Source organism: Nocardioides rubriscoriae, from assembly GCF_008087085.1.
Lineage (GTDB): Bacteria > Actinomycetota > Actinomycetes > Propionibacteriales > Nocardioidaceae > Nocardioides > Nocardioides rubriscoriae.
In genome coordinates, this window is sequence record NZ_VIYJ01000007.1 from 273,190 (window position 1) to 285,638 (window position 12,449).

General features: G+C 70.2%; 13 protein-coding genes. 11 read left to right on the forward strand and 2 right to left on the reverse strand.

Annotation, left to right across the window (positions count from 1 at the left end):
- Positions 1–8 precede the first annotated feature (8 nt).
- From atpB to FZC61_RS14120, 9 genes are all read left to right on the forward strand, one after another.
- Positions 9–830, forward strand: a complete 822-nt coding sequence (gene atpB, locus FZC61_RS14080; protein ID WP_148614803.1) for a F0F1 ATP synthase subunit A — start codon at positions 9–11, stop codon at positions 828–830.
- A gap of 70 nt (positions 831–900) precedes the next feature.
- Positions 901–1,140, forward strand: a complete 240-nt coding sequence (gene atpE / locus FZC61_RS14085; protein WP_425465820.1) for an ATP synthase F0 subunit C — start codon at positions 901–903, stop codon at positions 1,138–1,140.
- Between the two features lie 34 nt (positions 1,141–1,174).
- Positions 1,175–1,738, forward strand: coding sequence for a F0F1 ATP synthase subunit B (locus tag FZC61_RS14090; protein ID WP_148614804.1), 564 nt, complete (start codon positions 1,175–1,177; stop codon positions 1,736–1,738).
- Positions 1,739–1,750: 12 nt separating this feature from the next.
- Positions 1,751–2,560 carry a F0F1 ATP synthase subunit delta gene (locus FZC61_RS14095; protein ID WP_148614805.1) on the forward strand — a complete coding sequence of 270 codons (810 nt, stop codon included), beginning with the start codon at positions 1,751–1,753 and terminating at the stop codon, positions 2,558–2,560.
- A 72-nt stretch (positions 2,561–2,632) separates the two neighbouring features.
- Entirely contained in the window at positions 2,633–4,264 is a 1,632-nt protein-coding gene (gene atpA, locus FZC61_RS14100; protein WP_148614806.1) for a F0F1 ATP synthase subunit alpha, read from the forward strand.
- Positions 4,265–4,270: 6 nt separating this feature from the next.
- Complete coding sequence (locus FZC61_RS14105; RefSeq protein ID WP_148614807.1) at positions 4,271–5,185, forward strand: F0F1 ATP synthase subunit gamma; 915 nt, start codon at positions 4,271–4,273, stop codon at positions 5,183–5,185.
- Positions 5,186–5,188: 3 nt separating this feature from the next.
- Positions 5,189–6,643, forward strand: a complete 1,455-nt coding sequence (gene atpD / locus FZC61_RS14110) for a F0F1 ATP synthase subunit beta (protein ID WP_148614808.1) — start codon at positions 5,189–5,191, stop codon at positions 6,641–6,643.
- 1 nt (position 6,644) lies between these two features.
- On the forward strand, positions 6,645–7,046 hold the full coding sequence (locus FZC61_RS14115; RefSeq protein ID WP_148614809.1) for a F0F1 ATP synthase subunit epsilon: 402 nt from the start codon (positions 6,645–6,647) through the stop codon (positions 7,044–7,046).
- A gap of 71 nt (positions 7,047–7,117) precedes the next feature.
- Complete coding sequence (locus FZC61_RS14120) at positions 7,118–7,558, forward strand: DUF2550 domain-containing protein (protein ID WP_148614810.1); 441 nt, start codon at positions 7,118–7,120, stop codon at positions 7,556–7,558.
- Positions 7,559–7,577: 19 nt separating this feature from the next.
- On the opposite strand, the gene FZC61_RS14125 is transcribed toward FZC61_RS14120, so the two are convergent.
- Together FZC61_RS14125 and FZC61_RS14130 are read right to left on the reverse strand one after the other, a co-directional pair.
- Complete coding sequence (locus tag FZC61_RS14125; protein WP_148614811.1) at positions 7,578–10,739, reverse strand: DEAD/DEAH box helicase; 3,162 nt, start codon at positions 10,737–10,739, stop codon at positions 7,578–7,580.
- Between the two features lie 72 nt (positions 10,740–10,811).
- On the reverse strand, positions 10,812–11,384 hold the full coding sequence (locus FZC61_RS14130; RefSeq protein ID WP_148614812.1) for a cob(I)yrinic acid a,c-diamide adenosyltransferase: 573 nt from the start codon (positions 11,382–11,384) through the stop codon (positions 10,812–10,814).
- Positions 11,385–11,402: 18 nt separating this feature from the next.
- On the opposite strand from FZC61_RS14130, the gene FZC61_RS14135 reads away from it, so the two are divergent.
- On the forward strand, positions 11,403–12,026 hold the full coding sequence (locus FZC61_RS14135; protein ID WP_148614813.1) for a hypothetical protein: 624 nt from the start codon (positions 11,403–11,405) through the stop codon (positions 12,024–12,026).
- A 51-nt stretch (positions 12,027–12,077) separates the two neighbouring features.
- Complete coding sequence (locus FZC61_RS14140) at positions 12,078–12,395, forward strand: STAS domain-containing protein (protein ID WP_148614814.1); 318 nt, start codon at positions 12,078–12,080, stop codon at positions 12,393–12,395.
- Positions 12,396–12,449 lie beyond the last annotated feature (54 nt).

A 12,449-nucleotide genomic window follows, 5' to 3' on the forward strand; every position in this document is an offset into this window, starting at 1 on the left:
TGCCCGAGATGAGTCTCGTCTCGACTCTCAAGGGTGAGGAGTTCACCCCGCCGAGCCCGGCCGACTTCGACCTGCCCCCCATCGGCGGAGGCTTCGGCTCCTTCGACCTGTTCGGACAGACCTGGGTCGTCGGTGTCACCAAGCCGATGATCCAGATCGTGCTCGCGGCGATCCTCGTCTTCGCCCTGTTCTACCTCGCCTCGCGCAAGCGGGCGATGGTGCCGGGCAAGCTGCAGTTCGTCGGCGAGGAGGCCTACGGGTTCGTCCGCAACTCCCTGGGCCGCGACATCATCGGCAGTCACGACTTCCAGCGCTTCGTGCCCTACCTGTTCGCGCTGTTCTTCTTCGTGCTGTTCAACAACTTCATGGCCACGATCCCCTTCATCCAGTTCCCGACCTTCTCCCGCTCGGGGATGGTCTACTCGCTGGCCCTGATGAGCTGGGTGATCTACAACGCCGTCGGCATCAAGAAGCACGGCTTCGTGGGCTACTTCAAGCTCCAGTCGGTGCCCTCCGGCGTCGGCGGGCCGATCCTGGTGCTCCTGGTCCCGCTGGAGTTCATGTCCAACATCCTGGTGCGGCCGGTCACGCTGGCGCTTCGTCTGTTCGCCAACATGTTCGCCGGCCACCTGCTCCTGATCCTCTTCGCCCTCGGCGGCGAGTACATCCTGGTCCACCAGCCGCTCGGCTACGCCCCGGTCGGCATCCTGGCCTGGGTCCTCTTCATCGCCGTGGCCCTGCTCGAGGTGCTGATCCAGTTCCTGCAGGCCTACGTCTTCGTCCTGCTCAACGCCATGTACATCCAGGGCGCCCTGGCAGACGAGCACTGACCCGTTCGTCCCGCTCCACCTGCTCGACTCCACGATTTTCACCTAGCAGCACAACCGAAAGGGAAACCTGATGTTCCTCCCCATGGCTATCGAAGGCACGCTCGGCGACCTCGGCAACCTCAACATGATCGGCTACGGCCTGGCCGCCATCGGTCCGGGTATCGGCATCGGTCTGATCTTCGCCGCCTACATCAGCGGTGTCGCTCGCCAGCCGGAGGCCCAGAGCCGCCTGCAGTCGATCGCCATCCTGGGCTTCGCGCTCGCCGAGGCGCTGGCGATCATCGGTATCGCCCTCGCCTTCGTCCTCTGACCTCACCGCAGCTGTAGGACCGGAAGGACCTGGCATGCACACACTGATCGCACCCTTGGTGGTGCGGGCTGCCGAGGAGGGCGAGGAGCTCAACCCGCTCCTCCCGCACCTCGTCGAGATCGTCTTGTCGCTCGTCGTGTTCGGCATCCTCTTCTTCGCCATCAAGAAGTTCGTCGTCCCCAACTTCGAGGCGACCTACACCGAGCGCACCAAGGCGATCGAGGGTGGTCTGGCCGCGGCCGAGACCAAGCAGGCCGAGGCCGACGCCAAGCTCGCCGAGCTCGAGAAGCAGCTCGCCGACGCCCGGCACGAGGCCGCTCGCATCCGCGAGGAGGCCCGTGAGCAGGGTGCCGTGATCATCGCCGAGATGCGCGAGCAGGCGCAGGCCGAGGCCGGTCGCATCGTCGAGCACGGCAAGACCCAGATCGAGGCCGAGCGCCAGCAGGCGGTCACCTCGCTGCGGGCCGAGGTCGGCTCGCTGGCGACCACCCTGGCCGGCCGCATCGTCGGCGAGAGCCTCGACGACGACGCTCGTCAGAGCCGGGTCGTCGAGCGCTTCCTCGCCGACCTCGAGGCCGGCACGCCCGGTCAGAACTAGAAGGGGACACCGATGGACCTGCGCGGAGCCTCAGCCGAGGCGCTCGCTGCCCTCACCGCAGAGCTCGACTCCCACCTGGGGTCGGGCGAGGTGACGGCACGCCTGGCCGCCGACCTGTTCTCGGTCGCCACCACCCTGCGCGCCGAGGGGGCGCTGCGGCGCTTCGCCACCGACGGCTCGATCCCGCCCGAGGCCAAGTCCGGCCTGGTCGGGGAGGTGTTCGGCGGCAAGGTCGCCGACGGTGCCCTCGCGGTCCTGCGCACCGCCGTCACCCACCGCTGGACGGCGACCCGCGACCTGGCCGACTCGCTCGAGCACCTGAGCGTCGTCGCCCTGGTCAAGGCCGCCGGCAGCGACTCGGGTCGCCTGGCCGACGAGCTGTTCACCTGGGCCCAGGCCGTCACCGACAACCACGCGCTGCGCGACGCCCTGTCCGACCCCGCGCGCAGCAACGACGACAAGGCCGCGCTCATCTCGGGTCTGCTCGAGGGCAAGACGCTGCCCTCGACGGTGACCCTGGCCGTCCAGGCCCTCTCGGGCAGCTACCGGACGGTCACCTCGGCCCTGGCGTCGTACCAGAAGACGGTGGCCGAGGTCCACGGTGAGGGCGTCGCGACGGTCCACGTCGCGCGCGAGCTCAGCGACACCGAGGTCCGCCGGCTGACCGACGTCTTGTCGGCGCAGTACGGCCGTCCGGTGCACCTCAACCTGCTCGTCGATCCCAGCGTCCTCGGGGGCATCCGTGTCGAGATCGGCGACGACGTCATCGACGGCACCGTCGTCAGCAGGCTCGACGACGCCCGCCGCCGCATCGCCGGCTGAGCCACACCCCGCCTCACCCACGCCCCGCCCCACGCCTCACCCACGACGTACGAACCAAGAGAGAAGGAAACGATGACGGAGCTCTCCATCCGTCCGGACGACATCCGGGACGCGCTGCAGAAGTACGTCGCCGACTACAAGCCCGACGCGGCGTCGAAGGAAGAGGTCGGCACGGTCGCCCAGACGGCCGACGGCATCGCCCGCGTCAGCGGCCTGCCCTCCTGCATGGCCAACGAGCTCCTCGAGTTCGAGGACGGCACCCTCGGCCTGGCCCTCAACCTCGACACGCGCGAGATCGGCGTCGTGGTGCTCGGTGACTTCGACAAGATCGAGGAGGGCCAGACGGTTCGTCGCACCGGCGAGATCCTCTCGGTGCCCGTGGGTGACAAGTTCCTCGGCCGCGTCGTCGACCCGCTCGGCACCCCGATCGACGGCCTCGGCGAGATCGAGTCGTCGGCGCGCCGCGCGCTCGAGCTGCAGGCGCCCTCGGTGATGCAGCGCAAGTCGGTGCACGAGCCGCTCGCGACCGGCATCAAGGCCATCGACTCGATGACCCCCATCGGCCGCGGGCAGCGTCAGCTCATCATCGGCGACCGCGCCACGGGCAAGTCGACGATCGCGATCGACACGATCATCAACCAGAAGCAGAACTGGGAGTCGGGCGACCCCGACAAGCAGGTGCGCTGCATCTACGTCGCCATCGGTCAGAAGGGCTCCACGATCGCCGCCGTCCGCGGTGCTCTCGAGGAGGCCGGCGCGCTCGAGTACACCACGATCGTCGCCTCCCCGGCGTCCGACAGCGCGGGCTTCAAGTACCTCGCCCCCTACACCGGCTCGGCCATCGGCCAGCACTGGATGTACGACGGCAAGCACGTCCTGATCGTGTTCGACGACCTGACCAAGCAGGCCGAGGCCTACCGCGCCGTGTCGCTGCTGCTGCGCCGTCCGCCGGGCCGCGAGGCCTACCCGGGTGACGTGTTCTACCTGCACAGCCGGCTGCTCGAGCGCTGCGCCAAGCTCTCCGACGAGCTCGGTGCCGGCTCGATGACCGGCCTGCCGATCATCGAGACCAAGGCCAACGACGTCTCGGCGTTCATCCCGACCAACGTCATCTCGATCACCGACGGTCAGATCTTCTTGCAGTCCGACCTGTTCGCGGCCAACCAGCGCCCGGCGATCGACGTCGGTGTGTCGGTCTCGCGCGTGGGAGGCGCCGCCATGACCAAGGCGATGAAGGCCGTCACCGGCTCGCTCAAGGTCGACCTGGCGCAGTTCCGCGCCATGGAGGCGTTCGCCATGTTCGCCTCCGACCTCGACGCGGCCTCGCGCCAGCAGCTCGACCGTGGTCAGCGCCTGATGGCCCTGCTCAAGCAGCCCGCCTACTCGCCCTACCCGCTGGAGGAGATGACGGTCTCGCTGTGGATCGGCACCACCGGTCGCCTCGACAAGGTGCCGGTCGGTGACGTGCTCCGCTTCGAGCAGGAGTTCCTCGACTACCTGCGTCGCTCCCACGAGGGCCTGCTCGCGGCGATCCGCGAGTCGAACAAGTTCGAGGACGAGGCCGGGCTCGAGAAGGCCTACGACTCGTTCCTCGACCAGTTCGAGACCTCCGACGGCAACTCGATCAAGGTCGGGCACGAGCCCGAGGTCGAGGCGCTGGAGGACGAGGACCAGGAGACCATCGTCAAGCAGAAGCGGGGCTGACGACACATGGCCCTCTCGCTGCGTGAGTACCGCGCCCGGATCAAGTCGGTCGAGTCGACCAAGAAGATCACCCGCGCCATGGAGCTCATCGCTGCGTCCCGCATCATCAAGGCGCAGCAGCGGGCGCAGGCCTCAGCGCCCTACGCCCGCGAGCTGACCCGAGCGGTGTCGGCGGTGGCGACGTTCTCCAACGTCGACCACCCGCTGACCACCGAGGCCGACGACCCCCAGCGGGCCGCCGTCCTCATCGTCACCAGCGACCGGGGTCTCGCGGGTGCCTACTCCTCGAGCGTGCTCAAGGAGGCCGAGCGCCTCGCCGAGAAGCTGCGCGACGAGGGCAAGGAGATCGACTGGTACGTCTGCGGCCGCAAGGGCGAGGCCTACTTCCGGTTCCGCAAGCGCTCCATCGTGCGGTCCTGGACCGGCTTCTCCGACCAGCCGTCCTACGACATCGCCTCCGACGTCGGGCACGCGCTGATCGACGCCTTCCTCAAGGAGCAGGGTGAGGAGCGCGACGTCGACGAGGTCCATGTCGTCTACACCCGGTTCCGCTCGATGCTGACCCAGGAGCCGACCGCGATCCGGCTGCTTCCCCTCGAGGTGGTCGAGGGCACGGCGGCTCCCGAGGAGGGCGACGTCCTGCCGCTCTACGAGTTCGAGCCGTCGGCCGAGGCCGTCCTCGACGGGCTGCTCCCGCAGTACGTCCAGAGCCGGATCTTCTTCGCGATGCTCCAGGCCTCGGCCTCGGAGCTGGCGGCGCGCCAGCGCGCCATGAAGTCGGCGACCGACAACGCCACCGAGCTGATCAAGAAGTACACGCGCATCGCCAACCAGGCCCGCCAGGCTGGCATCACCCAGGAAATCAGTGAGATCGTCGGTGGCGTCAACGCGCTCGCCGATGCGAATGCAGGGAGTGAGTAGACCATGACCGCAACGGTTGAAGAGACCAACCAGGTGGGCGCCCAGGGCGTCGGCCGCATCGCTCGCGTCATCGGCCCGGTGGTGGACGTCGAGTTCCCCGTCGACTCGATGCCCGAGATCTACAACAAGCTGCTCGTCGACGTCACGCTCAGCGGCGAGACCACGACGCTGCCGCTCGAGGTGGCCCAGCACATCGGTGACGGCATGATCCGTGCGATCTCGCTCAAGCCGACCGACGGCCTGGTCCGCGGCGGTCTGGTCACCGACACGGGCAAGCCGATCTCGGTGCCCGTGGGCGACGCGACTCTCGGCAAGGTGTTCAACGCCACCGGCGACGTGCTCAACCTCGAGGAGGGCGAGACCTTCGAGCCCACCGACTACTGGGGCATCCACCGCAAGGCGCCGGCGTTCGACCAGCTGGAGTCCAAGACCCAGATGTTCGAGACCGGGATCAAGGTCATCGACCTGCTGACCCCCTACGTGCAGGGCGGCAAGATCGGCCTGTTCGGTGGTGCCGGCGTCGGCAAGACGGTGCTCATCCAGGAGATGATTGCCCGCGTCGCCAAGGACCACGGTGGTGTGTCGGTGTTCGCCGGTGTCGGCGAGCGCACCCGCGAGGGCAACGACCTCATCGTCGAGATGGAGGAGGCCGGCGTCCTCGGGCAGACGGCCCTCGTGTTCGGCCAGATGGACGAGCCGCCGGGCACCCGCCTGCGGGTCGCGCTGTCCGCGCTGACGATGGCGGAGTACTTCCGCGACGTGCAGGGCCAGGACGTGCTGCTGTTCATCGACAACATCTTCCGGTTCACCCAGGCCGGCTCCGAGGTCTCGACCCTGCTGGGTCGCATGCCCTCCGCCGTGGGCTACCAGCCCAACCTCGCCGACGAGATGGGCACGCTCCAGGAGCGGATCACCTCGACGCGCGGTCACTCGATCACCTCGCTGCAGGCGATCTACGTGCCGGCCGACGACTACACCGACCCCGCGCCGGCCACGACGTTCGCCCACCTCGACGCCACCACCGAGCTGTCGCGTGAGATCGCCTCACTCGGCATCTACCCGGCGGTGGACCCGCTGACCTCCACGTCGCGCATCCTGTCGGCCGAGTACATCGGTCAGGAGCACTACGACTGCGCCATCCGGATCAAGCAGATCCTGCAGCGCAACAAGGAGCTGCAGGACATCATCGCGATCCTCGGTGTCGACGAGCTGTCCGAGGAGGACAAGGTCATCGTGAGCCGGGCGCGCCGCATCCAGCGCTTCTTGTCGCAGAACACCTACGTGGCCAAGCAGTTCACCGGCATCGAGGGCTCCACGGTGCCCGTGGCCGACACCATCGAGGCGTTCAACAAGATTGCCGACGGTGACTACGACCACGTGGCCGAGCAGGCGTTCTTCATGTGCGGCGGTCTCGACGACGTCGAGGCCAAGTGGGCCGAGATCCAGAAGAACCTCTGAGATGGCCGGTTCTGAGGGCGCTCTGCAGGTCGAGCTCGTCGCGGCCGACCGGACCGTGTGGTCCGGGCACGCCACGATGGTGATCGCCCGCACGGTCGAGGGCGACGTCGGCATCCTGCGCGGACACGCGCCGCTGCTGTCGCTGCTCACCGACGCGGTCGTCGAGATCACCGACGAGGAGGGCGACGTGGTCGTGGCCGCGGTCGACGGGGGCTTCCTGTCCGTCGCGGCCGACCGGGTCTCGATCCTCTCCGAGCGCGCGGTGCTCGCCGAGGAGATCGACATCGACGCCGCCCGCGCCGAGCTCGAGCGCGTGCCCGACGGTGAGATCGCCGAGGGCGAGACCGAGCGCCGCATCCGCCGGGCCGAGGTCCGGATCCGCGCAGCGGAGAAGGCCCGCTGACGGCCCCCTCACCGAGGGATCTCCCAGCACCGCTAGGGTGATCGCTCCAGGACAAGGAGCGAGAAGAACAGATGGCGTGGTGGGCGTGGACTCTGGACGCTGCCGGTGCCCTGCTGCTCCTCGCCCTGCTCTACGCCCTCGCGCTCGTCGTACGTCGTCGCCTGATCACCCGCCACGGCGGCACCTTCGAGCTCAGCCACCGCGTCCGTCCCTCCGGGGACGGGCGCGGTTGGGTTCTCGGGGTCGGTCGCTACTCCGGTGAGCGGTTGGAGTGGTTCCGGCTGTTCTCCCTGGCCCCGCGCCCCAAGCGCTCCTGGGCGCGGGAGTCCCTGAGCTACGACGGGCGTCGTGAGGCCTTCGGCGCCGAGCAGATGTCGCTGTACCCCGACCACCTGGTGATCCGCTGCCAGTCGTCGACCGGTGAGGTCGAGCTGGCCATGAGCGCCGGCTCCCTGACCGGCTTCCAATCGTGGCTCGAGGCCCGTCCGCCGGGCACCGACTGGAACCGCTGACGGACCGCTCGCCCCTCGCTCAGTCGAACAGTGCGCGGATGTCGTCGGCGGTGATCGACTGCGACGTGGCGCCGTCGCCGTCGATGACCTGGGCGAAGAGCTCAGCCTTGCGGGCCTTGAGCGCCATCACCTTGTCCTCGATCGTGTCGGTCGACACCAACCGGTAGACCATCACCGAGCGGGTCTGGCCGATGCGGTGGGCACGGTCGACCGCCTGGGCCTCGGCGGCGGGGTTCCACCAGGGGTCGAGGACGAACACGTAGTCGGCCTCGGTGAGGGTGAGCCCTACGCCGCCGGCCTTGAGGCTGATGAGGAACACCGGGGCCGCGCCGTCGCGGAAGTCCTGGACCACCTCGGCGCGCCTGGTCGTGGCGCCGTCGAGGTAGCTGGTGGCGATGCCGGCGGTGGTGAGCCGGTCGCGGACGCGGCGCAGGAACCCGGTGAACGTGCTGAACACCAGCGCCCGATGCCCCTCGGCGACCAGCTCGGCGACGTGCTCGACCAGGACGTCGAGCTTGGCCGAGCCGACCGCGCCGTGCGCGGGGTCGACGAGCCCGGGGTCGAGGGCGAGCTGGCGCAGCCTGGTGAGGGCCGCGAGGATCGCCACGCGGTTGTGGTCGAAGTCGTCGACCAGACCCAGGATCCGCTGGCGCTCGCGGGCCAGGTGGGTGTCGTAGAGCTTGCGGTGGCGCGGGTGCAGCGCGACCGCGAGGGTCTGCTCCTGCTTGGGGGGCAGGTCGGCTGCGACGAGGTCCTTGGTACGGCGCAGCACGAACGGCTTGATGCGCTGGGTGAAGCGTTGCAGCGCCTGGTCGTCACCGTGCTTCTCGACCGGGCGGGAGACGTGCTCGATGAAGGACCGGGGCTGGGGGTAGAGACCGGGCGCGACGATCGACAGCAGCGACCAGAGCTCGAGGAGGCGGTTCTCGAAGGGCGTCCCGGTGACGGCGAGGCGGAACGGCGCCTCGACCTTGCGCACCGACGAGTAGGCCTGGCTGCGGTGGTTCTTGACCTGCTGGGCCTCGTCGAGCACGAGCCCGGCCCAGGCGACCTCGGCGTAGGCCTCGGTCTCGAGGCGCTGCAGGGTGTAGCTGGTGACGACCACGTCGGCGTCGGCGGCGATCTCGGCGATGCTCTGGTCGCGCCGCGCAGCGGAGGCCGTGATCGCCCGGACCCGCAGCCCCGGCGTGTGTCGTGCCGCCTGGTCCGCCCACGCCGGGACGACGCTGGTGGGGGCGACGACGAGGAACGGCCGGTCGGTGGTGGCGCGCGTGTGGGCGACCAGGCTGAGCACCTGCAGCGTCTTGCCCAGGCCCATGTCGTCGGCCAGGATGCCGCCGAGGCCGTGCTGCCAGAGGAACGCCAGCCAGTGGAACCCGTCGCGCTGGTAGGAGCGCAGCTGGGAGACCACGCCGGTCGGCTCGGGCCGGGGGATGTCGACCAGGTCGCGCAGGGCGCGCGCCCGGCGTACCCACTCGTCGGCTTGGGCGTCGACGATGCCGAGCTCGTCGAGCTGCGCCCACAGCCCGAGGTCGTGGCGGCCGACGCTCATCCGCTCGCCGTCGGGCTCGCGCAGCTCGGCCGCCGCGCGGACCAGTGACTGCAGCCGAGCGAACTCGGGGCGGTCGGCGCGGAAGAAGAGCCCGCTGGGCAGGACGACGAACTCCTGCTCGAGCGTCAGGGCGGCCAGCACGAACGGCAGCGGCACCTTCTCGCCCTCGACGGTGACCGTCACCTCGAGGTCGAGCCAGTCGGTGTGGTCGTCGGGGACGTCGTCGGGAACCTCGAAGCTGATCTGGGGCGACGCCTCGGACTCTCGGAACTCCGGTGCGTCGATCTCGACCAGCTCGACGTCGTCGCAGGCGCGCCACACCGGCAGCTCGAGCAGGGCGAGGTGGAGCACGTCGACGCCGCTGACCTCGCGTCGCTCGGGGGTGGGGGGCTGGGGGAGCCGGTCGACGACCTCGCGCTCGGCGCGCCGGTCGCGCAGCCGGTCGCCGGAGGACCAGGGCAGGACGTGGTCGCCGTAGACCCACTCCCACACCAGGGTCGCGGCGTCGGCGGTGCTCCAGCGGACCGTGAGGCGCACGCGCGGCGCGACGGGGGCGGGCAGCTCGACCGTGCCGTCGCTGGAGCCGAGCGGCAGCAGGCGGCGCAGCCGCGCGAGCTCGTCGGGCAACCGCTCGACCGCCTCCGCAGGCAGCTGCAGGGGTGGCTCCGCGAGCACGCGCGCGGGCCCGCGGGCCAGGCGTCGCTCGAGGCGGGCCAGGGTCAGCTCACCCCCACCGTGGTCGAGCAGCGCGGTGTGGGCGGGGTCGCCCCACAGCCCGACGTCGGCGCCGTGCCACAGCCGCCCCTCGTGGTCGAGCCCGACGACCACCTGCGGCCCCTGGTCGCCGGTACGGACGTCGGCGCCCATGGCGACGGGCTTCTCGGCCAGGTGGAGCACCGAGAGCTGCTGGAGCAGCAGCGGGAAGCCGGCCGCCTCCGCCTCGAGCAGCAGCGGCACCACGTCGGGTCCGAAGTCGCCCACGGTGGGCTCGCGACCGGCGTACCAGTAGCCGCCGTGGCGCTCCAGGGCTGCGTGCAGCGCCTGGAGCACCGCGACCTGCGCCGGGGCGTGGTCGCGGCCCAGGGCGGCCGTCGGCACCAGCGACCAGGAGATGCCGGACTTGATCCACCCGCCCTTCTTGCCCGGTCGCATCGGGCGCAGCCGGAGCAGGGGACCGGTCTGGTAGTACATCTTGTGGCCCTTGCCCTCGTCGTAGGTCAGCTGCAGCGCGAGGGGGACCGGGTCGTCGTCGGGCGGGGCGAGGTCGACCAGCACGTCGGTGAGCCTGGCCAGCTGCTGCTCCCACGTCGTGGGGGCCGAGGCCACGAACATCGAGCCGAGCGCCAGGGCCAGGGCCGCTCCGTGCTTGCACTGGAAGTGCACCGGGCACGTGCACGTCGTCGCGACCGACAGCCGCTGGCCGTGGGAGGAGGCGCGCAGCGAGACGACGTAGGGGACGTAGGAGGTGCCCCAGACCTCGGCGGAGGCCGACACGCTCGTGGCGTCGAGGTCGCCGACCTCGGGGGACACCACCGAGCCGTCAGCGGCGTAGCCGCGCGCGCGGTGCAGGGTGTCGCGGGGGAACTGCCCGGAGAGCTCAGCGGGCGTGAGACGACGCAGGATGCTCATGACGTCGACATCGTGGCACGCGGCACCGACGCCGCGGTCCGCTCTCCACAGGCCCCCGCCGTCCGCGGGCTCTCAGCGCTCGCCGCCCGGCACCCACAAGACGTCGCCCTGCTCGCGGTTGGCGTGGCGGGCCAGGATGAAGACGAGGTCGGACAGCCGGTTGAGGTAGGTGATGGCGAGCTTGTTCATGGTCTCGGAGTGCTGCTCGTAGGCCGCCCACGCGGAGCGCTCGGCGCGGCGGGTGACGGTGCGGGCCACGTGCAGGTGGGCGGCGCCGACCGTGCCGCCGTTGAGGATGAACGAGCGCAGCGGCGACAGCGACTCGTTGTAGTGGTCGCACCAGCCCTCGAGCCGGTCGACGTAGTCCTGGGTGATCCGCAGCGGGGGGTACTCGGGGTCGGCGACGACCGGGGTGCAGAAGTCGGCCCCGACGTCGAACAGGTCGTTCTGCACGTGGGTGAGGACGGCGACCACGTCGTCGTCGAGCCCGCCGGCGACCACCGCCAGGCCGAGCTGGGCGTTGGCCTCGTCGACGTCGGCGTAGGCGTGCAGGCGCAGGTCGTTCTTGGTCGTGACGCTCATGTCGCCGAGACGAGTCTCGCCGCCGTCGCCGGTGCGGGTGTAGATCCGGGTGAGGTTGACCATGGGGGCACAGTAGCGAGGGTGAAACGTGACGACCTCCTCCCGGTGGTGCTGGCCGTGCCCGGCGTGGCCCTCGGCGTGTCCGGCCTCCTCCACCCGCACCGGCTGCTGCCCGAGACCGCCGACCGCTGGTACGTGCTGCACCTGGCCGGCCTCGTGGTGTTCCCCCTGGTCGGGGTGGCCCTGATGACCCTGGTGCGTCACCGCAGCGACCCGCTGGCCTGGGTCGTGCGGGTCGCGGCCTTCACCTACGCCGTGTTCTACACCGCGCTCGACGTGGTCTACGGCGTCGCGGCCGGTGACGTGACCCGGGCGATGGAGAGCGGTTACCGGCGCAGTGCCGACTTCAGCGCCATGCTGCGGGTCGGCGTCGACCTGGGCGAGGTGGGGTCGTGGTCGCTCCTGGTCTGCGCCGTGGCCCTCGTGGTCGACCAGGTCGGTCGCCACCGGCTCGCCGGTCTGCCGGCGCTGGCGCTGGTGCCGGGCGCCTGGCTGGTGCACACCGACCACATCTTCAGTCCCGGTGGGGTCGTCGGCATGCTGCTGATCGGCGTGGCCACGGGGTTGCTAGGCCTCAACCTCACCGCGCCCGCCGAAAGAGGTCGGCCGTCGGACGCAACCTGGAGCAGGTCGAGCGCGTCCTAGTGGGTACCGGGGCCCGGAACCCTGGTCACCACCCAGCGCGAGGAGACCCACGTGGACGTCATCACCGGCGGATCCCTGGTCACGCTCGCCGGCGACTTCGACGTGCGCAGCACCTGGCGGGTGCGGTTGGCGGTCTACGAGGCGCTCGCGGCCCACGACCACGTGGTCGTCGACCTGGGCCGGGTCGACTCGGTCGACGTGACCGCGCTGCGGGTGCTCGCGGCCGCGTCGCGCCACGCGGCCCTCAGTGGCCAGCACCTGACGTTGCGCGGCTGCAACGGCGCCGTACGACGGCTGCTGCACATGACCCACCTGATCCGGGTGGTCGCGATCGAGCGACAGGCCGTCAGGCAGCCCGTCAGCGCCTGACTCGGGGCCTGACTCGGGGCCTGGTCGGGTCCGCTCCGTGTGATATCCCACTCG

Excerpts from the sequence above, each read along its gene's own strand:
- FZC61_RS14120 (WP_148614810.1), top strand. The coding sequence starts at position 7,118 with ATGGCGTGGTGGGCGTGGACTCTGGACGCTGCCGGTGCCCTGCTGCTC.
- atpB (WP_148614803.1), top strand. The coding sequence starts at position 9 with ATGAGTCTCGTCTCGACTCTCAAGGGTGAGGAGTTCACCCCGCCGAGC.
- FZC61_RS14130 (WP_148614812.1), bottom strand. The coding sequence starts at position 11,384 with ATGGTCAACCTCACCCGGATCTACACCCGCACCGGCGACGGCGGCGAG.
- FZC61_RS14115 (WP_148614809.1), top strand. The coding sequence starts at position 6,645 with ATGGCCGGTTCTGAGGGCGCTCTGCAGGTCGAGCTCGTCGCGGCCGAC.
- FZC61_RS14095 (WP_148614805.1), top strand. The coding sequence starts at position 1,751 with ATGGACCTGCGCGGAGCCTCAGCCGAGGCGCTCGCTGCCCTCACCGCA.
- atpA (WP_148614806.1), top strand. The coding sequence starts at position 2,633 with ATGACGGAGCTCTCCATCCGTCCGGACGACATCCGGGACGCGCTGCAG.
- FZC61_RS14090 (WP_148614804.1), top strand. The coding sequence starts at position 1,175 with ATGCACACACTGATCGCACCCTTGGTGGTGCGGGCTGCCGAGGAGGGC.
- FZC61_RS14125 (WP_148614811.1), bottom strand. The coding sequence starts at position 10,739 with ATGAGCATCCTGCGTCGTCTCACGCCCGCTGAGCTCTCCGGGCAGTTC.
- atpD (WP_148614808.1), top strand. The coding sequence starts at position 5,189 with ATGACCGCAACGGTTGAAGAGACCAACCAGGTGGGCGCCCAGGGCGTC.
- FZC61_RS14105 (WP_148614807.1), top strand. The coding sequence starts at position 4,271 with ATGGCCCTCTCGCTGCGTGAGTACCGCGCCCGGATCAAGTCGGTCGAG.
- atpE (WP_425465820.1), top strand. The coding sequence starts at position 901 with ATGTTCCTCCCCATGGCTATCGAAGGCACGCTCGGCGACCTCGGCAAC.